The sequence below is a fragment of the Sulfurimonas aquatica genome (assembly GCF_017357825.1).
Taxonomy (GTDB): Bacteria; Campylobacterota; Campylobacteria; order Campylobacterales; family Sulfurimonadaceae; genus Sulfurimonas; species Sulfurimonas aquatica.
Window position 1 is genome coordinate 2,528,517 of record NZ_CP046072.1, and the last position, 20,264, is coordinate 2,548,780.

General features: G+C 32.8%; 12 protein-coding genes, 4 tRNA genes and 1 pseudogene. 8 read left to right on the top strand and 9 right to left on the bottom strand.

What is annotated here, in order from left to right; genetic code table 11:
- Nucleotides 1–119: 119 nt before the first annotated feature.
- Nucleotides 120–890 (top strand): undecaprenyl-diphosphate phosphatase, encoded by a 771-nt coding sequence (locus GJV85_RS12095; RefSeq protein WP_207561635.1) that lies wholly within the window; start codon nt 120–122, stop codon nt 888–890.
- A gap of 148 nt (nt 891–1,038) precedes the next feature.
- On the opposite strand, the gene rdgB is transcribed toward GJV85_RS12095, so the two are convergent.
- Entirely contained in the window at nt 1,039–1,626 is a 588-nt protein-coding gene (rdgB, locus tag GJV85_RS12100; RefSeq protein ID WP_207561636.1) for an RdgB/HAM1 family non-canonical purine NTP pyrophosphatase, read from the bottom strand.
- Nucleotides 1,627–1,697: 71 nt separating this feature from the next.
- Here rdgB and GJV85_RS12105 point away from each other — a divergent pair, with 71 nt between their 5' ends.
- Together GJV85_RS12105 and GJV85_RS13870 are read left to right on the top strand one after the other, a co-directional pair.
- Nucleotides 1,698–3,023 carry an MFS transporter gene (locus tag GJV85_RS12105; RefSeq protein ID WP_207561637.1) on the top strand — a complete coding sequence of 442 codons (1,326 nt, stop codon included), beginning with the start codon at nt 1,698–1,700 and terminating at the stop codon, nt 3,021–3,023.
- A 790-nt stretch (nt 3,024–3,813) separates the two neighbouring features.
- A pseudogene (locus GJV85_RS13870) lies at nt 3,814–4,533 on the top strand (methyl-accepting chemotaxis protein); the annotation flags it as partial.
- 13 nt (nt 4,534–4,546) lie between these two features.
- On the opposite strand, the gene GJV85_RS12115 reads toward GJV85_RS13870, so the two are convergent.
- On the bottom strand, nt 4,547–5,044 hold the full coding sequence (locus GJV85_RS12115; RefSeq protein WP_207561639.1) for a Rab family GTPase: 498 nt from the start codon (nt 5,042–5,044) through the stop codon (nt 4,547–4,549).
- Nucleotides 5,045–5,152: 108 nt separating this feature from the next.
- On the opposite strand from GJV85_RS12115, the gene GJV85_RS12120 reads away from it, so the two are divergent.
- Nucleotides 5,153–7,177 (top strand): ATP-binding protein, encoded by a 2,025-nt coding sequence (locus tag GJV85_RS12120; RefSeq protein WP_207561640.1) that lies wholly within the window; start codon nt 5,153–5,155, stop codon nt 7,175–7,177.
- Between the two features lie 41 nt (nt 7,178–7,218).
- Here GJV85_RS12120 and infC read toward each other — a convergent pair whose 3' ends face one another.
- From infC to ilvD, 3 genes are read right to left on the bottom strand one after another with little or no spacing between them, the layout of a single operon-like run.
- Complete coding sequence (gene infC, locus GJV85_RS12125; RefSeq protein ID WP_255550551.1) at nt 7,219–7,737, bottom strand: translation initiation factor IF-3; 519 nt, start codon at nt 7,735–7,737, stop codon at nt 7,219–7,221.
- Nucleotides 7,734–9,548: a threonine--tRNA ligase gene (thrS, locus tag GJV85_RS12130; protein WP_242689880.1), complete on the bottom strand. Its 1,815-nt coding sequence runs from the start codon at nt 9,546–9,548 to the stop codon at nt 7,734–7,736. The genes infC and thrS overlap by 4 nt, the downstream gene beginning before the upstream one ends.
- 10 nt (nt 9,549–9,558) lie before the next feature.
- Nucleotides 9,559–11,247: a dihydroxy-acid dehydratase gene (ilvD, locus tag GJV85_RS12135; RefSeq protein WP_207561642.1), complete on the bottom strand. Its 1,689-nt coding sequence runs from the start codon at nt 11,245–11,247 to the stop codon at nt 9,559–9,561.
- A gap of 134 nt (nt 11,248–11,381) precedes the next feature.
- On the opposite strand from ilvD, the gene GJV85_RS12140 reads away from it, so the two are divergent.
- The 4 genes from GJV85_RS12140 (at nt 11,382) to GJV85_RS12155 (ending at nt 11,799) form a co-directional block, all read left to right on the top strand.
- Nucleotides 11,382–11,456: transfer RNA gene (locus GJV85_RS12140), tRNA-Gly, on the top strand.
- Nucleotides 11,457–11,496: 40 nt separating this feature from the next.
- Nucleotides 11,497–11,583, top strand: a tRNA-Leu gene (locus GJV85_RS12145).
- 24 nt (nt 11,584–11,607) lie between these two features.
- Nucleotides 11,608–11,681: transfer RNA gene (locus tag GJV85_RS12150), tRNA-Cys, on the top strand.
- Nucleotides 11,682–11,710: 29 nt separating this feature from the next.
- Nucleotides 11,711–11,799: transfer RNA gene (locus GJV85_RS12155), tRNA-Ser, on the top strand.
- Between the two features lie 166 nt (nt 11,800–11,965).
- Here GJV85_RS12155 and GJV85_RS12160 read toward each other — a convergent pair.
- The 4 genes from GJV85_RS12160 to GJV85_RS12175 form a co-directional block, all read right to left on the bottom strand.
- The gene (locus tag GJV85_RS12160) at nt 11,966–16,774 is read right to left on the bottom strand and encodes a RecQ family ATP-dependent DNA helicase (RefSeq protein ID WP_207561643.1); all 4,809 of its coding nucleotides are present in this window, start codon (nt 16,772–16,774) and stop codon (nt 11,966–11,968) included.
- On the bottom strand, nt 16,771–17,901 hold the full coding sequence (locus GJV85_RS12165; protein ID WP_207561644.1) for an HNH endonuclease domain-containing protein: 1,131 nt from the start codon (nt 17,899–17,901) through the stop codon (nt 16,771–16,773). The genes GJV85_RS12160 and GJV85_RS12165 overlap by 4 nt, the downstream gene beginning before the upstream one ends.
- 412 nt (nt 17,902–18,313) lie before the next feature.
- A complete protein-coding gene (locus GJV85_RS12170) occupies nt 18,314–19,543 on the bottom strand; it encodes a hypothetical protein (protein WP_207561645.1) in 1,230 nt (409 codons plus the stop codon).
- On the bottom strand, nt 19,540–20,238 hold the full coding sequence (locus GJV85_RS12175; protein ID WP_207561646.1) for a hypothetical protein: 699 nt from the start codon (nt 20,236–20,238) through the stop codon (nt 19,540–19,542). The genes GJV85_RS12170 and GJV85_RS12175 overlap by 4 nt, the downstream gene beginning before the upstream one ends.
- Between the last annotated feature and the right edge of the window lie 26 nt (nt 20,239–20,264).

Below are 20,264 nucleotides of genomic sequence, written 5' to 3' on the forward strand. Positions count from 1 at the left end.
ATATTATCACAAATAACTACAATTGCAAATTATATAAACTCTAACCTCAAAAAGTCAAAAGCTTTTTTAGATAAAATTTGTAAAAATTAATACAAATATAAAAGTAATAAAGGATTATAATGGAGATATTTGACTCTGTCATTTTAGGTGCGATTGAAGGGTTTACTGAGTTTTTACCTATTTCATCTACTGGGCACTTAATTGTAGCTAGTGAATTTTTGGGCATAGATCAGACCAGTGTAACTAAAGCTTACGAAGTAATTATCCAGTTTGCTGCAATTTTGGCTGTAATTTTCAACTATAAAGATAAGTTTACATTTAAAAAAATAGATTTATGGAGTAAGGTTTTTTTAGCCTTTATTCCTATTGGAGCTGTTGGTTTTGTTTTTTCAAGTCAGATAAAAGAGCTTTTTACCATAAATATCGTTGCTATAATGTTTATAGTTGGTGGTGTAATTTTTTTAATAGTTGAAAAGTTTTTTATCAAAGAAAATGCAAAACTCATCGATGATGTAGAAGATGTTTCACTTAAGCAATCTTTAGTGATAGGTTTTGCACAAATTTTTGCTTTAGTTCCAGGGACGAGTAGAGCAGGTTCTACGATTATAGGTGCGTTATTAGTAGGTCTTAGTAGAAAAGCGAGTGCTGAGTTTAGTTTTTTACTTGCGTTTCCTGTGATGAGTGCTGTGACAGCTTATGACTTACTTAAGCATTACAATGAATTTACATCTGCAAACTTAGATGCATTAGCAGTTGGTTTTGTTATCTCATTTTTAGTGGCGTTTGTTACTATTAAACTACTTCTTAAATTTTTAGAAAAATTTACTTTTGTTGCATTTGGAGTCTATCGAATAATTTTTGGAGTTCTTCTTTTAATACTTTTTAATTAAGAGAAAATGGAATAAATATTGCTTAATAATCCTTGACAAATTAAATGTTAAAGGAGATATCATGAAAATAATTATTCACTATATTAACCAATTACATCTATTTTTAAAAAATCTAGAAATAAGGTTTTGTAAACTTAGTCTTAAACTCCTATAGAGTTTTTATGATTTTAGTTGCAAGACTTAATGCTTTTGAGCGGTGAGATAATTTCTTTTTTATCTCATCACTAAGTTCACCTAATGTTTTATCATAGCCACTTGGTACGAACATAGGATCATATCCAAAGCCACCCTCACCTTTTGTCTCTGTTAATGCCGTTCCATACATCCAGCCATGCACCGTTCTCTCAATCCCTTTCGTTACAATAGCAATAGCAGCTGTATAGTGTGCAGGTGAACTACTCACACCTTTTTTCTTTATATCTTCTATGAGCTTATGAAGGTTCTCTTTGTCCGTTGCATCCTCGCCTCCATACCTTGCACTATATATACCAGGCTCCCCATCAAGTACATTAACACTTATACCGCTATCATCAGCAATCACGATCACATCATCATCACCAAGTGCATTATAAACTGCTCTAGCTTTTATAAGTGCATTATCCTTAAAACTGTCTGCATCTTCAACAATGTCAAACTCTTCCATCAACTCTACATAGGGCACAACTTCATAATCTTGACATAAGGCTTTTATCTCTCGCACTTTGCCTTTATTAGATGTAGCTAAAACTAATTTCAAATTCATTTCCTTATATATATGTAACAAAATTTTGTAGTATAATCCTGCAATTATACTATAAAGGGCTTCATATGTTTAAAAAAGTGTTACCACTTTCATCCATTATCTTTCTAAGGTTTTTAGGACTATTTTTAGTTTTACCAGTTCTCTCCGTTTACGCGCTAGATCTTGAGGGAGCAACTCCCTTTCTCGTTGGTATTATTGTAGGTGGTTATGCGCTTACTCAAGCTATCTTTCAACTTCCATTTGGAAAAATGAGTGATAAGATAGGAAGAAAACCAACTATTCTTTTTGGTCTCATAATCTTTCTAGTTGGTTCAATTATTTGTGCATACTCTACAGATATTTACACTCTAATGATAGGACGTTTCCTACAAGGTGCCGGAGCAATTGGTTCAGTTGCAACAGCAATGGTTTCAGACTTAGTTGAAGAAAATAGCCGTGGAAAAGCAATGGCAATCATGGGTGGATTCATAGCGATAAGTTTTGCACTTGCAATGGGACTTGGTCCAGTTGTTGCATCATCATTTGGTATAGATACAATATTTTTAATTACAGCGGGACTAGCAGTACTTTCAATTATACTTCTTTTTACAAAAGTACCAACACCACCAAAGATTAAACATATTTATCATAATGATTCTAGAACTTTAGATATCTTAAAAGATAACAACCTTTTAAATATGATAGTTATCAACACTCTTCAAAAAGGTCTCATGACAATGGCGTTTGTATTGATTCCTATTATTTTAACAAAGCCAGAGTATGGTTTTAATTGGGAAAAGTCTGAGTTATGGATGGCATATCTTCCAGCTATGATAGCTGGTCTTATAGCTATGGGCCCAGCAGCCGTATTTGGTGAGAAAAAAAATATCCCTAAACAGATTTTCTTAATCTCTATAGTACTATTTTTAGCATCATTTTTAATTATGGGCTTTACTAGTTCAAGCACAGTGTTTGTAGTTGGTGTTGTATTTTTCTTTATCGGTTTTAACATGATGGAACCTCTTGTTCAATCTATGATTAGTAAATTTGCAAAAGTACACCAAAAAGGTGCGGCATTAGGAATCTCAAACTCTTCTGCATACTTTGCAACTTTTTTAGGTGGTACATTTGCGGGAATTTATTTAGACTTTAGTGACAGAGAGACACTAGCAGCAAGCATATCTATAGTAGTAGTACTATGGCTTATCTGGACCGCACTTAAGTTGCAAAACCCTATTAGACACTCTCATCTTTATATTTCACAAGACGAGGTAGATATGGATAAGTTAAATAAACTAGAGCATGACCATATAGCAGAGTGGTATCTTAATGAAACAGAAAATTTAGCCGTAATTAAATATGTACCAGAAGCAATTACTGAGGATGACTTAAAAGCTAAAATCATAAAATAATATACTCTTATATACTTTTAGATATAATTTTTTAAAAGTATATAAAATAGGAGTTTTTATGAACAAAAGTATGTCTTCTCTAACTAAGATACAGTATGCAAATATAATATCTTTAGGTATATTTTTCATCGCCCTTATCGTTGAAATATATAATTATGGCTTTGACATAATGAGAGTAGTTAATCTTGCCAACTTTGCTTTAGCTTGGTACATGTTTATTAACATTCGAAAAGTACAGTCAAATATCCGTCTTTTTAGCACTGCTATGGCAGATGCACAATCTGGTATCTTACATAACGAGATAAAAGATTATAAGGAAGGTGGCGAGCTTGAAGATCTACGTAACCACTTTAATTCACTACTCGTTCAACTCAATGCTTTTGTTACATCAGTATCGGCATCCATTACTGAAGCCAGTGCCAAGTCTTCATATCCTCATATAGATGAAGATAAATTCTCAGGGCAATTTCTAGAAAATATAAATATCACCAATAATGCTATAGCTAGTATGCATACAGATACAACACATATTGAAAATGCTGAAGTAAATGCTGTAATATCTCAAATAGGCCAAGGTGTTTTAGGCGAGCTAAGTATTCTCCAAGTTGATTTAAGTAAATCACTAGAAAGTATAGAAAAAATAGTAGAAGTAAGTAAAGATACAGAAGACTCTGTCTCAGCTAGTAGTGGAGCAATAGATGATGTAAGTGAAAACCTACAGCATCTCACAGAGGGAGTACTCCAAGCTTCCCAAAAGATAGATGAACTAAATCAAAAAACTGCAGATATTAACTCTGTCGTAGATTTAATAAAAGACATCGCTGATCAAACAAACTTGTTAGCGCTTAATGCAGCTATAGAGGCTGCACGTGCAGGTGAACATGGCCGTGGCTTTGCAGTTGTGGCTGATGAAGTAAGAAAACTAGCAGAACGCACTCAAAAAGCAACAGGCGAAATATCTATATCAATACAAACATTCCAACAAGATGCTTCTGACTTACAAGATGGATCCGCTTCTATGATTGAGATAGCTGAAAAGTCGAGTGAAACTATTAATAACTTCAGTAGCACATTAGAAAGCTTTAGACATGATGCTAAGGTAGCATCATCATATGCTGTAAATTTAGAGAATATGGTCTTTGTTGTTTTAGCTAAAATAGACCACACTATTTATAAGTCAAATGCCTACTCATCAGTATTTAGACGAAAAAAACGTATTGACTTTCCAGATGTACATTCATGTAATTTAGGTAAATGGTATTTAGGTTCCGCTAAAGAGAAGTTTTCTTACTCCCCTATTTATAAAGAGATTGAAAAACCTCATATCAAAATACATCAATTAGTAGATAAAAATATCTCTTATATTGAACCAGAAGATAGGGTTTTAGAAAATAGTGATGAGATAGTAGAGAATTTTCAAAATATAGAAAAACTTAGTACTCTACTCTATCAATTAATGGAAGATATGTTGGAAAATGGCCGTAAAGACTCCTTAGCAGGAACTCATTAAGTAAAATATATCTTTATAGTCTTGAGATTAATACTTCATTAATCTCATTAAAAATATCTTCTACAGCTTCACCGCTTTTCGCGGATGTTTTATAGATATTTATAATGTTATCAGATAATTTTCGTAAACTCTCAATTGATATCTTGATATTTGTTTCTAAATCATTTTTATTTAATGCTATACAAATAGGTGCATCTTTGGATGATGATAAACATAACTTTATATGATTAGGCAATGCTCTTATACTGCTCTCACAAGTCAAATCAGCTACTATTATAAAAGCTTTAGCTCCTAAAAGATACTGTTTAAAGATAGACTTCTGCTCAGTTCTTCCTTCTATATCCCACAGCATAGCGGTAGAGTCTATTTTAGTATGCAATAATTTTTTTGATATTGACACACCAATACTACTTAAATACTCTTCACTAAAACTATTATCAACAAAACGCTGGACCAAACTAGTTTTTCCAACTCCAAAGTCGCCAACCATTACTACTTTGTATATAAACATTGACTCTCCCATAATTCTTAGAGTATTATAGATTATTATAGTTAAATAGCTAGTTAAAAACACTATTTTTTTGCTATTATAATAATAAAGAAAGTGAGAAGATAAATTTTGAGTAATACAAACTATAAATCAAGTTTAAATCAAACTTTAGCAATTTTATATGCTGAATCTAATGCCGATCAAGACTACAATAAAGCAATACTTAGCTTTGTATGTAAAACTCTTGAGAGTTCCTTAACATTAGATAATATCCTTGCTCAATACATAATTTATAAAAAAAGATATGGGTATTATTTTGACTTTGTAATAGTAGATAATACATTTGACCTAAATGTAGTTGAGAAAATATTAGAAATTAATCCTCGACAAAAATTTATCATGAATGTTAAACTAGATACAGACTTTAATAAGACTGTAGATAGTACTCATGGCATAGAAAATCTTATATATGAACCCATAAAAACATCTATTATTAGCAAACTTTTCGTAGACATATTAAAATTAGAAGAAGATAACTCACTTTTAGCAAGATATTTCAGAGAAAATGAGAAAATTGAACAGGCAAATCTAGCAATTGCTGATGATAATCACAAAAAAATAATGCTATTGGAAAATAAGCTTAAATCTCAAGGTGACTTTTTTGCCAGCATGAGTCATGAAATACGTACACCGATGAATGCCATTATAGGAATGAGTCAAATACTTCTTGATGATAGCTCTTTATCCAAAAAACAAATCCAGACCGTTAAAACAGTAAATAACTCATCAAATATGCTTCTTGGAATTATCAATGACATATTAGATTATTCAAAGATCGAAGCAGGTATGCTTAAATTAGAAAGTATCTCATTTGATTTAAATATGATTTTAGATTATGTAGCAGATATGATTGGATTAAAGATACAAGAGAAGGGTTTAGAGCTCGTATTTGATGTAAACCACAATGTAAATAAACAATTTATTGGTGACCCTCTAAGAGTCTCTCAGATACTCCTAAATTTAGTAAGTAATGCTGTCAAATTTACAGATGAAGGAAGTATCCTGCTGCAAGTAAAAACCTTACAACACAATGAAAATGACTCTTTTCTTAGCTTTGAGGTTAGAGATACTGGTATAGGCATAAAAAAAGATAGATTAAACTCTCTTTTTGAAAACTATACACAAGCGGATGATGAAACAAGTAGAAAGTATGGTGGAACTGGTCTAGGTCTCTCAATTTGTAAGCAGCTTGCTACGATTATGCAGGGGGATGTATGGGCTGAGAGTGACTATGGAAATGGGAGCTCCTTTTTTGTAACATTAAAGTTACAAAACGAGTTTGATAATTCTAAAAGAAACTATAGACTTCCTTCAAAAGATTTAACCAATAAAAATATACTACTTGTAGACTCCCGTGTTAAAACTATAAATGCGCTTAAATATATGCTTGAATATTTCAAAATGCAAGTAGACTTCACACATAATATAGCTGAAGCTAAAAAGTATATAAAAGATAATAAGGTTGATATACTATTTATTGATGAAGATATATATAATCAAACTGCTTGGGATGATATATATGTTGATAAGATAGTGCTCATTGAGGACTGGATGGTTAGTATTAAAAAGAATGAAGATGAATACCTAGAACATCTTACTTATTTAAAACGACCATTTAATCAACAGATGCTATTTGAAACTATCTTAAGTCTTTATGGCTACAAAGACAAAGAGACTTTAGCAAAAGACAAAAAATATACAAAAGATGACTTAAAGAAACTAACACCACAAAAAATTCTACTTGCAGAAGACAACCATATCAATCAGGCAGTTATCAAAGGTCTACTCACTGGGACTAATATAGAGGTTTTTTGTGCTAATGATGGTGAAGAGGTTTTAGAAGAGTTGTTTACATCAGAGTACCCATACAAGCTGATTCTTATGGATATAAATATGCCAAACTTAGATGGCTATGAGGCTACATCAAAAATTAGAGAAAATTACAAATACGATGATATATCAATTATTGCACTATCTGGGGATGTATCAACTGAAGATATTGAAAGAACTAAAAATAGCGGTATGCAGGAGCATTTAGCTAAACCTATAGATATACAAGAGTTCTATAGAGTATTAATTTCTACTCTATCTTAAAGGAAGAGTAACTCAAGAAAAAATCTTGAGTTGTTAGAGTTCTACTTCTGTGGTGTTACATACATATTGAAGTAACGACCCTCAAATTTAGGTGGCTTTTCCATCACACCTATGTCTTCAACCATTGGCCAAACACGAAGAAGAACTTCTTTTCCAGCTTCAGGATGAGCCATTTCACGACCACGTAAAAATACTCTAAACTTAACATGAAAACCTTTTTCTAAAAATTCTCTTGCATGTTTCACTTTGTACTCTATATCATTTTCAGCAATTTTAACAGATAGTTTAATCTCTTTTACAACTATTTTAACTTGATTCTTACGTTGTTCTTTGAGTTTCTTCTCTTCTTGATATCTGTATTTACCGTAATCCATAATCTTAGCAACAGGTGGTTTTGCATCTGGAGCGATTAAAACTAAATCTTGTCCTAACTCATTTGCTTTTTCCATAGCCTCATCAAAAGAGATGATTCCTAGAGAATCTCCTCCATCTACATTACATCTTAACTCTGTCGCACGGATATCGTCATTCATGATGACGCGGTTTTTCTTTTGAATCAAAAATTTACCTCATTAATTTTAGTTTGTATAAGTGTTAAGAATTCTTCTTCACTTATATTGTATTGTTCTCTTGTTCTTCTATCTCTAATTGCTACTGTTTTGTTTTGAATCTCTTCATCACCAATAACTACTATCATAGGAACACGAGTTTTTTCAGCCGTTCTGATACGTTTATTTAACGAATCGTTCTTAGCGTATATTTCACTATCGGCATTAATATCAATAAGTTTATCTGATAATTCCTTAGCATAATCTTTATGACTCTCCGCAACTGGCACAATAGCTACCTGCGTTGGAGCGATGAACATTGGAAATTCTCCAGCATAATGCTCTGTTAAAATACCAATAAAACGTTCAAATGAACCTAAGATAGCACGGTGAATCATAACAGGTTGTATCTTGTCATTATCTTCACCATTATACTCAAGTTTAAATCGTTCAGGAAGATTAAAATCTAACTGAATCGTTCCACACTGCCACTCACGCCCGATTGCATCTGTGATTTTAATATCGATTTTAGGACCATAAAACGCCCCTCCACCTTCATCAATCTCATATGGAAGTTCATTTTTATCCATAGCGTTTTTAAGCGCTTGCGTTGAAACATCCCAAACCTTATCGTCACCAACTGCTTTTTCAGGTTTTGTAGATATCATCATCTTGTAATCAAACTCAAATGTTGACATTATTTTATCTACAAAGTCTACAACTTCTATAATCTGCTCTTCAATCTGATCAGCCGTACAGAAGATATGTGCATCATCTTGAGTAAATTCACGAACACGAAAGAGTCCATGAAGTGCACCTGTAAACTCATGGCGGTGAACAACGCCATACTCAAAGTATTTAATAGGTAGATCACGATATGAGTGTAAATCATCTTCATAAACTTTAATATGACCAACGCAGTTCATAGGCTTAACGCCAAACTCTACGTCATCAATACTAGTAAAATACATGTTTTCACCATAGTTTTGATAGTGCCCTGAAGTTTTCCAAAGATCTGAACGCAGCATTTCTGGACCACGAACTGGCTCGTATCCGCGTTTACGGTGAGCTTTAAAGAGTAATGATTCTAAACGAGCGCGAAGACGTCCACCTGCAGGAAGCCAGATCGGAAAACCCGCTCCAACTTCTTCACGAAAAGTGAAAAGTTTCATCTCGTTTCCAAGTTTTCTATGGTCGCGTTTTGCAGCTTCTGCCAACATGTCCATATGAGCCTTAAGAGACTCTTTATCTGCAAATGCAATACCGTAAATACGCGTTAACATCTCATTTTTAGAGTCTCCACCAAGATATGCACCAGCTATTTTTGTAAGTTTAAAGTAGCGAATCAGTCCAATATTTGGAAGATGTGGCCCGCGGCATAAATCTTCAAACTCGCCTTGCTTGTATATTGAGACAGTATCTGAGGGTATTCTCTCCATTACAGATAATTTTAAATGATCATCTTTAAACTTCTCTTTTGCTTCGTCCATGGAAATAGAGTACTTTTCTATCTCATACTTTTTCTTAGCAAATGAAAGCATCTGTTTTTCTATCTTTTTAAGATCTGCTTCACCTACTTCTTCGTTTGTTTTGAAGTCATAGTAAAAGCCCTCTTTTACAACAGGCCCAACATAAAATTCAGCATCTTTATAGATAGACTGGATAGCTTGTGCCATAAGGTGAGCAGTTGAGTGACGAAGAACTTCTAATGAGTCAGCTGAATTATCAAGATGAATTTGCTCACCCTCAAATCCAAGCTCTTTAGCCGTTTGTAGGTCAATTATCTCTTCATTATGTTTTATTGCAATTACATTCAAAGTAATATTTTCCTTTTTATAATTCTGTTTTTAATATAGCGCCGTTAGACGCGTTTGAGACTAAAAGCTGATAGCGTTTTAACCATTTAGACGTAACCTCATTTTTGTAAGGTTTCCATTTCGCACGACGTTCTGCAATGATATCTTCACTAACATTTAGCTGGAGTAAATGAGCATCTACATCTAACTCAATCTCATCACCATCTTCTACTAATGCTATAAGGCCACCTTCAGCAGCTTCAGGAGAAACATGTCCGATAGATGCGCCACGAGTAGCACCAGAGAAACGTCCATCAGTTATAAGTGCAACAGACTCACCAAGACCCATACCCATAATGAGTGAAGTAGGTGCAAGCATCTCTTGCATTCCAGGTCCACCTTTTGGTCCCTCGTAACGGATAACTACAACGTCTCCACCTTTTACTTTATGACCCATGATACCAGCTAATGCTTCTTCTTGGGAGTTAAAACATACCGCTGTACCTTTAAACTTTCTCATATCTCCTGTGATACCAGCTGTTTTAACAACCGCACCCTCTAACGCCAAGTTGCCAAAGAGTATAGATAAACCACCAACTTTAGAATAAGCGTTTTCAGTTTTATGAATAACAGCTTCGTCTAAAATCTCACAACCTTCGATACGTTCTGCTAAAGTCTCACCTGTAATCATTAAAGAGTCAAGGTTTAGGCTACCGTTACGTTTAGAGACTTCACACATTACTGCGTTTACTCCACCTGCACGGTTAACATCATCCATATGAACATCACTTTTTGATGGAGATATTTTAGCTATGTGTGCTACTTTATCTGCTATCTTATTGATATTTTCAATTTTATAATTTATATCTGATTCTCTTGCTATTGCCAAGAGATGAAGAACAGTGTTTGAGCTTCCACCCATTGCCATATCTACAACGAAAGCATTGTGAATAGCTTTTTCATTTAGAATATTTTTCATTCTAAACTTTTCATTGTTTTCCATCTTAGCTAACTCAACAATACGACGAGCTGCTTTTTTTACGAGTTCTATTCTCTCTGGTGTCATCGCTAAAATTGTTCCATTACCCGGAAGGGCTATACCCATAGCTTCACAAAGAGTATTCATTGAGTTTGCAGTAAACATACCAGAACATGAACCACCTGATGGACAAGCTTCACACTCAATCTCATAAAGTTCTTCGTCAGTCATCTTCCCTTCAGCATGTTTTCCAACAGCTTCAAATGCAGTTGCAAGGTCAATAGGAGTACCATCTTTCTTATGTCCAGCAGCCATTGGACCACCTGAAACAAAAATAGTAGGAACATTCACACGAAGTGAACCCATAATCATACCCGGAACAATTTTGTCACAGTTTGGTATACAAATCATTGCATCTAGTTTGTGAGCATTCATAACTGTTTCTATAGAATCAGCAATGATTTCTCTTGAAGGTAGAGAGTAAAGCATACCATCATGACCCATAGCGATTCCATCATCAACACCAATGGTGTTAAATACGAATGGAACTCCACCAGCTTCACGAATAGCCTCTTTAACTATCTCTCCATATTCATGTAAAAAGAAATGACCTGGAATAATATCAATATAACTATTCGCAACTCCGATAAATGGTTTATCGAAATCTTCATCTTTTAAACCTGTAGCACGTAACAGCGAACGATGAGGGGCTTTATCAAACCCCTTTTTAATAGTATCACTTCTCATAAGTATCCTTATAATTTATTATAAATGTGATTATATCATTTTTTTTGCAATTTATATTAAAAACTCTTTACAAATGAAAAACAATCGGCTATAATTCCGGCTCACTTACAAACTTGTATTGTAAGAGTATGGATGCGGGAGTAGCTCAGTGGTAGAGCATAACCTTGCCAAGGTTGGGGTCGCGAGTTCGAACCTCGTCTCCCGCTCCATTTAATTTAACATTATAAAAACTGTGATTTCATAGCAGATGCCCGGGTGGCGAAATTGGTAGACGCAGGGGACTTAAAATCCCCCGGTAGCAATACTGTGCCGGTTCGAGTCCGGCCCCGGGCACCATTGATATGAAAGATATAATTGACTGGTGCCATCGCCAAGTGGTAAGGCCGCAGCCTGCAAAGCTGCTATCCCCAGTTCAAATCTGGGTGGCACCTCCAGTTTTATGATTTTATAACAAACTACACGTGGATCTTTGGCAGAGTTGGTCGAATGCACCGGTCTTGAAAACCGGCGAGGGTTACACCTCCCAGAGTTCGAATCTCTGAGGGTCCACCACTTCATTATCCCTTTAAACACCCTAAACAACGACATCATAAGCGACTTTAAGCTTTAACCTAATTATGCATTGGTAACCTATTGGTAACCACTATTCATATTAACAATCTTTTTACTATTATCAAACTCTCTACGCCTGAGAAAGAAATTATATTTTTTCGTCCTTCTACTTACTCATTGTAATTTTACACAATGGAAGCTGTCTATAATTTCCATATTGCTCATCAAACCACTCAATAACATTTTCAATAGCTACATTTATAACTTTATATTCTTGCTCTTCATGTAAATTTATGAGATTTTGCATCTTCTGAGAAAACTGTCCAATGAATAAATTGTTTTGAACTAAGTTGTATGGTTTATTTGGATAGCGTTTTTCAAGTGAAACCTCTGAACCAGCAATTAGGGTAACTTTATTCTTATCATGTTGAGATTTATAACTCATATATAAATCGGATAATCCCATTACAAAGGTCTTCTTGTTTGGTTGTGCATAGTTCTTATTATTATCTAGATTTTCTGTAGATGTCGTTTTCTGTTGAGAGAACACTTCATTATCAGTTACAATAATCAATCTTTTCTTCGCCCTAGTCATTCCTACATAAAAAAGGCGAATGAAATCATCGTTTAATTTCATTTGATGTGCAACTAAAACTACAGTATCAAACTCTTTACCTTTTGATTTATGTATAGTAGATACCAAGACTTTATTATAAGTTGAGATAAGTTGTTCTGAGGATATTTCATCTAAATATATATGCCAAAGAGATGGAGTATATACTTCATGATCATCTATAAAGCCTTTAACTATTTTATACACAATGGTCATATTTTTGGAGCCAGCATATCTCTCTTTAACTTTCTCATAACACGCCCAAAGAAGATTTTCAGTTAAGTCTTCATCTTTTAAAAGTTCATCTAAGAACCTGATTTCTACAAGTGAATTTAGCTTAAAGCCTTCATTATCTAATAAATAATTTACCTCAATATTTCCTTCATGTAAAAGAGCATAGATATCTGCCACTTCATTATTACTAAAAGCAAGTACAGCACTACTACTCTTAGGTTCAAGATACTTTTTAATCTCTTCAACTGCAGGTTGCTGTAGATGGGGTGAAGTACAGTTTACTATAACAACTTCACCAGCTTTTTTTGAATATGCACTTAAAGGATGCTGTTTGTATCGAATGGCAACATTTTCGATGAACTTGTTTGAATAGTCGACTATATTTTGAGAGCTTCGGAAGTTTGTTAAAAGCTCATACTGAGCATAGGACTTACTATTTTCATCATCAAATCCAAATTTCTCTTCAAACTCTTTTATAAATTTTATATCTGCACCGTTTACATTGGATAAGATACATTGATCATCATCACCCACAGCAATGATTCGTTTTTTATTTTCATGTGCATTAGAAAGTGCTTGTATTAGCTTAAATCCATCACTATTGATATCTTGGTACTCATCTAATACTACAACTGTTTTAAATGGGATATCAATCTTGTTATCATTAATGTGTTGCGCTGCAAGTGCTACAACATTTTTAAGGATACTATCATTGTTGGTAACTTTTCTTCCTATGAGTTGCAATGCAAATCCATGAAATGTAAAAATATCAATATCGTAAGCGAGTTGTCCTATCAGCTCAAATAGTCTAGATTTGAACTCCATCATTGCGGTACGAGAGTAAGTTAGCATAAGGAACTGATCAGCTTTAATATCTTCTTGTAAAATCAGAGAAGCTATTTTATGTACTAAAACCTTCGTCTTACCACTTCCTGGCCCGGCTAAAATCATCATAGCTTGAGACTCTTTATCGTCAATAACTTTTTTCTGTTGGTCCGAGAGTGAATTGAATATTTTATTATAACGATACTCTGTCATAGGTCTTTTAAACTTCTCTTTTAATTCACCGTATTTATTAACAAACATTCGATACGAAAGCGTAAAGTAATCTTTCATAAAAGCTTGAGCATGTTTTGAGTTTTTAACCAATCTCTCAGAGTATTCACCGACTATATGTATGGACTCCATTTTCCTCTGGTAGTAAGGCTCTAGTCTAGATTTATATTCAAGCTTTGTATATTTTTTATTTGGAACTAACATCTTATCTAGCTTTTTTATATTCATAGGAGCATAGTAAATAAATCGTCCATTACCTAGTTCTAGTATTCTGAGTTCATGTAAATGCAATAATGCTTTATCGATAATTTTTGTACTGTGTACCTCTTTTAAATCTAATGCTTGCTGAAGTTCTAGCATAGAGAACTCAACAACCTCTTTAGTATTGTACTTTTTCTCTTGAAGGTTCGTTGATAAAAAGTTTATAATTTTCAGACCGATGTAGTGCTTGTAATCAATAATACTTTTGACTTTTTCACTATCAATGAACTCGAAGTACCACAAATCTTTTTGTCTATCAAGTCGGTTAAATTTAAATTGATGCTTGTAACCTATCCAGCTTTTAAGTAGCATTTTTATAATCGATGTAATATTTTCATCTTTTATATTTAAACTTTCCTCATCTAGTAATACTTGGTTTAATTCACTCATTCTGATACTATGGCTATGTTCTCTCATTAAATATTCAAACAATATCTTCTCTATTTGAGTATAGCTTTGATATAAGGACAAGCTTTCTTTACTAATCTTCAAACTTAAGTCTTTTGCATCTGAGACTATTTTCATATCTTTTAATTCTAAGACAGACTGAGTTACGAGTTCATGAGGATAACCAAGTATTTCAGTTAATTCATCAAGCTGAACAGCTTCTGGTTTCCCACTCCCAAGTAAGGTTTGAAGAACTCTTGATAATCTTGTTTGAGATTCTTCACTATACTCTCTGGTTTTAAATGCTTCATGTAAGATTGCTAAAGAGTCTTTTGCTACAGCATCTGCATAATATTGAACTTTATTTCTAGAACGTTCTAAATAGTCTTCTCTTTCCAGTTCAAGCAGAGCAGTTTTAACTTTCATATCGTAGTCGCTAGATTTATCTTCCGTGTCCCATCCAGCTTGAGAAGCAATCTCTCTGGTTGTAAGAGTTACTGGATTTCGACCATCATTTTTAAGAACTCTAAAGATTGCATTTATCTCATCCGGATTAATTTTAGAGCGAGTTAATGTAGTGAAGTGTTTATCTAAATCATTTTGTGAGAAAAGTAGTGGACAAGACGCTCGAATATTTTGATCTCTTGCCCCTCTTCCTGCTTCTTGAGAATAGTTTTCTAAGGATTCTGATATCTCGTAGTGGATGACATTCTTAATATTTGGCTTATCTACTCCCATTCCAAATGCAGTAGTAGCTACAACGATATCTACTGTGTCATCTATATACTCTTTTAAAATTTGCATTTTAATATCAGTATCAAGCTTTGAATGGAAAGATTTAACATTTTTACCTGTGTCTACGGCCAGCTGTTCTGCAATCTCATCGCACTTTTTCGTTGAAGATGGTATATATATAAGTGTCGAACCTTCTTTAGTATTTATAAGCTCTAGTAAGTTCGTATATTTAGCTTTATCTCCATCTAGTTCATATCCTTCATAATCAAGATTTTTTCTCTCAGGCACTGCAATATAACGATTCATTTTAACATTTAAAGAGGATTCAATATATTCAGTTATATCATCCATAACTTTTGGTTTTGCAGTTGCAGTAAAACAAGAAACTGGGATACTGTCTTGAAAAGGCTTTTGATCCAAGAGGTCATTTATAAATGCACCAATATAAAAATAGTCATGTCTAAAATCATTTCCCCATGTCGAAAGACAGTGGGCTTCATCTATTACAAATCTCTCTATAACTCTATTCTTAAGTAGATTAAACACTGCATTAGAACGTAAACTCTCTGGAGCCAAATATAAAATATCAGCATCACCATTCACAACTTTTTCCATAGTGTCAGCTCTCTCACTTGGAGACATATAGCCACTTAAAGCTACAGCTTTATAATTAGCTACTGTTTCATGAAAACTTTCCATATGATCTTTTATAAGAGCTTGTAAAGGAGAGATAACAACAGTAAGTGTTTTTAGTGATTTTGCTTTTATGATGGATGGTAGCCAGAAAGTAAAGGTTTTTCCTCCACCTGTCGGTAAAATAGCTAGAAATGATTCATTTTTAAGTCCTGCTGTTACAATCTCTTTTTGAGAGATAGTAGTTCCTGTTTCAAGTGTAGCATCTTGGCGAGGAAAATCTCTAAATGTTCCAAACCCAAAAATATCTTCAGCAGTTGAGCTAAGTTCATCTACGGAACTTTCATAATCAAAGCAAAGTCTTTCTTGTAAAGATGTTATATCTCTATAATCGTACAGCACTTTAGGCGGTTGGGCATTTACTTCAAGCTCAGGCATACGGATGGCTAATATAAAAGCAAGTTCAACTCTATTGTTTTCAAGTGCTTCATTAAGGACATCTGCACTTTTAATAATAGTTTTGAAAATATTTAATATGGAACCTTTGAGAATTATTTCACTCAGTTCTTCAAAGAGTTTTAATTTAAGTATAAGTTCAAAGAAACCTTTAAATACCTCTTCCTGTTTAAGTAAGGTATATAAAATATTTCTTTGTAATGTTGGAAGTGTTTTGAATTTTTCTACTGATTTTAAAAGTAGCTCTTTTGATAATTTAGCATCTTTAACCGGGTTATTTAAAAAATTGTCTTCACTCTTATAATTCTTTGGTAGATTATGAAATGTTTTTTCATTAAACAGTAGCATTGAAATCGGAAGTGTATCTACGAATATTTTATCATCTAGTAACTGATTAATAGAAGTGCTTTTTAGTAACTCCTTATCAAAAGCAATAACATTATGACCAGCTATATATTTAGTTGGGGTATTGTGAATATATTCATAGGCTTCTTTAATCGAATTAGTTTTTAACTCATCTTCTTGAAATATAATTCCTATTTCTTGGATATTGGAGTCAAATGTTGCTTCTAGATCTATATAAAGAGCTTCTATAATCATATATTAAAAGCCTCATGACCTCTGTCGTGAATCAAATAGTCACTCTTATTACATAAAGATTCTATAGCAGTGTTAAGAACCTTATCCTCTGCTATCTCTCTACCAATCAAAGCAACCTCTATCTGTGACTTAAATAGTAGTGGCATAGCCCGTTGATAATCATTCCAATAATTCATTATAATATCTGCTCGTTTCTCAATGAGTTTTCGAGTTGGAATCTTAGCTTTTTTCTTTTGCTGGTTAAGTATTCTGTCTGTTGGCAACATATTCCACAAATCATTGTTGAACCAAACAGAGAACGGTAATACATGATCAACATCATAGTTCTTGCCTTTTAACTCTTTCCCTGACCAAATACACTCTTTTTCTTGGCCTAGTATTTTCCTAATGGATGTTGTTTCTCTTACTTCTAGTGTGTCGCCTGATAGCTTCTCAATAATATCTTTGACAGTCTCTTGATTGGCATTTAGAGAGTTGGTTTTTTGTTTCCACTTAGCCATAATTGTTGATGTACCATAAAGTGTTTGACCTAAATAACGAAAGATATTGTAGTGCTGCTCTGATATAGAGAAATAACCAAAATCACTCATTACAAAACTAGAGTTGTACATCTCATTATTAGCCAATTTCACTGATCCAAACTTATACCTTTGGGGAGTAAAAAATTCATACTCCGACTTGCCCGTATACTTCATAGGCATATTTACAATTTTATTTGCCATTTTTTTTGAAAGATTGAGGAACTCTTTTGATAACTCTAGTGACATAGTAGGGTTTTGAAATGCTTTTGTGAATTGCGTATATCCATATACCCATTCTGTTGATATGTCTAAGTTGAGTAGTTTGAATATTTTGTTATATATATCCGTAATTGGTTTATCCAAAACAGTTGTTTTACTTGAGCCTTGCAGGATATCTTTAAATACGAAAGGCATATAGTCAAGTATCCATTGTTCAACAATAAGTCCTAGTGGGATATTAGCTCTAGAGTTTTCTATGTTTATTAAGTGGTCATATTTTTGTGAAGCATTAATAACGCTTTTGAGAAGAACATACTTATATGTACTTGATGCAGAGTCATGTTCGATGATATAGTTAATCTGTCTTAATGCTTCTGTGTTTATCATGCCGATAGATTAGCATAAAGCAAATTAAGCAATTATTTTTTAGGGACTATTATAACAATAAAATCGAAAATTAAATATAAAAAAATACTACAATTATAACTTCAACTATTAGACACTCTCTTGTTCCATAATCCCTTAAGATTTGTGGAACACGAAAAACTAATATGAGTGCTTCGTATTCCAAAACTAAGGGTTTCAGACTAAGTCTTAGCCTAAAGGATACATAAGAAGCACAGGATTAACACTGGTATCTGTATTACTAAGTGCTACACTACAAGAGTGATATTGGTTTTTGGGCGTTTATAAAAAGTAAGTTGGATACCGTTGTTAGATAACATTTCCAGCACAAAGTATTACTACTATTCGAGATATTAGCACTTTGATAAACTCTAAAAGATTCACTACATGCTGATTATGTAATACTGAATGCATTCAAAGTCGATTGACTACGATATTCCCCACTAATCGATACATGAAATTTTTCAAAATCAGAGAATTTTTTCTTACTACTTAAAATTGATTCAATGTACTCACGAGTATTATTTGATTTCTTATCTTCTATGACTATTAAGTCAAAATCCTCTGGAACATAAAATTTATACTCATTTTTATCTTCATCTAAAGCTTCGAATGTATGTTTAAGATAGTTTATTTCATAGATAATTACTTTTTTATTGTACTTCTTCTTGCGTTTATCTAAGGTTTTACGTCTTGTTTTTATTTTTTCAATTATTGTGTCCGTATCTTCTTTCAAAACCTCTGTAGAACGATTTTCATTAGGTTGAGTAATTTTAATGTAATCTATATTATCTGAATTGATGATATTTACTAGAGAACCTGCAATATTATCATCAACTTCATTTATATCAATATAATCTTCATTCAAAATGTTTTTTACGGTTTTAAAAATATCACTTATATTAGTCTCTATTTCAGTAGTCTTAGGTAAATGAACTTTCACTTGAAAACATTTTTCATATAATGAAACATAACTATTTCTATAGTCAGTATTGTTAGCGCTAGTTAAATTATTCACGGTAGGATAAACATTTTTTAAAAAATTCATTGGAATATTATGCAGACCTACACTACCGTCTGCATTATCTAATTCTATTATTAAAGTTGTAATATCTTCATCTATTATATTTTTAATATACTCAACTATACTCTCATTTATAGGGCATAATTTATCCGACATATTGTATTTGTTTTCTTTTATTTTTCCAAAAATATATTTATCAACTACAGATATATCATTATCTTCCCATTTGTCAACTTCCGTAACAAAATGATTTTCAAAGTCATCTATGGTGTTTACTTCATGTTCTTTATAAGTTGTAAACCATCCAAAACCTTCAGAATGTTTAAAAAACTGAGCCATATTATCAAATGGATCTTTTGATTCCAGCTTTAATTCTTGGATATTAGTACGGTCCAGTTTTTCATCATTATTTACATATTTTGTTTTATATGAACCCTCCATAACTTGATATAAAAGTTTTTCATAAAATCTTGCAGAACGATTAGACTTTTTGATTATATAGCCATACTCATTTTTTTCTTTTCTTTTAAATAAAAGAATTGAAAATATATTCTTTTTCTTTTTCGTATCGGTGTAAAAATTAAATAATGAATATCTCATTTTACTTCCTTATATAACTCTAGTAACGTTTCGTTTGTAGGTGTATTTTTCTCATACCAATCACTAAATGAAAGATATGAACTTGGTTGTTCAGGGCTTTTTAAATAAGAAAAAAGATTTTTATCTAGATCCTTAATACCATCTTTTTCTATAGCATCTAAAATTTCATCTTTTAAATTTGTATCTATATCAGCTCTATATTCATCTAAATACATATCAAACTTTGTCATAAATATGTCTAAGTCTGTTGGATTTACATATTCAAATCCCATACGCGGCCAAACTATTATACCATCAGCAGTTGCATCAATATGAATTTCTTTAAAAGAATTAGCTTTGTATAATTCATTTTCATTATTAGCTATTTGACGGGCAGTTCCATCTCCTTTAACACTTAACGCGAATATATGATGGTAAGCAACTTTTCCAGAATTACTTTTACCTCTTAACTTTTTATCGGCATAGTATTCTCTAACAACAGGTATATATTCTAAATCTAATGAGCATTTGTAGCGTAACTTTTGCTTGTGGTTTATAATATTCCCATTTTTATCATATAGAGAAATACATACATGTTTTATTTTAGTAACATCATCGCAATTATTATAATCAATATTAATTTTAGATAGATTATCTACATTATAAATTTTTTCAATAGTAGCATCTGATATAATAGTAGCCTTACACTGATTCATACACCCTCTTTATAATATTTTCGCGT

Bases quoted from the DNA above. Each gene is read 5' to 3' on its own strand.
- GJV85_RS12095 (WP_207561635.1), top strand. From the start codon at position 120: ATGGAGATATTTGACTCTGTCATTTTAGGTGCGATTGAAGGGTTTACT.
- ilvD (WP_207561642.1), bottom strand. From the start codon at position 11,247: ATGAGAAGTGATACTATTAAAAAGGGGTTTGATAAAGCCCCTCATCGT.
- GJV85_RS12165 (WP_207561644.1), bottom strand. From the start codon at position 17,901: ATGATAAACACAGAAGCATTAAGACAGATTAACTATATCATCGAACAT.
- GJV85_RS12170 (WP_207561645.1), bottom strand. From the start codon at position 19,543: ATGAGATATTCATTATTTAATTTTTACACCGATACGAAAAAGAAAAAG.
- GJV85_RS12160 (WP_207561643.1), bottom strand. From the start codon at position 16,774: ATGATTATAGAAGCTCTTTATATAGATCTAGAAGCAACATTTGACTCC.
- GJV85_RS12175 (WP_207561646.1), bottom strand. From the start codon at position 20,238: ATGAATCAGTGTAAGGCTACTATTATATCAGATGCTACTATTGAAAAA.
- GJV85_RS12115 (WP_207561639.1), bottom strand. From the start codon at position 5,044: ATGTTTATATACAAAGTAGTAATGGTTGGCGACTTTGGAGTTGGAAAA.
- GJV85_RS12105 (WP_207561637.1), top strand. From the start codon at position 1,698: ATGTTTAAAAAAGTGTTACCACTTTCATCCATTATCTTTCTAAGGTTT.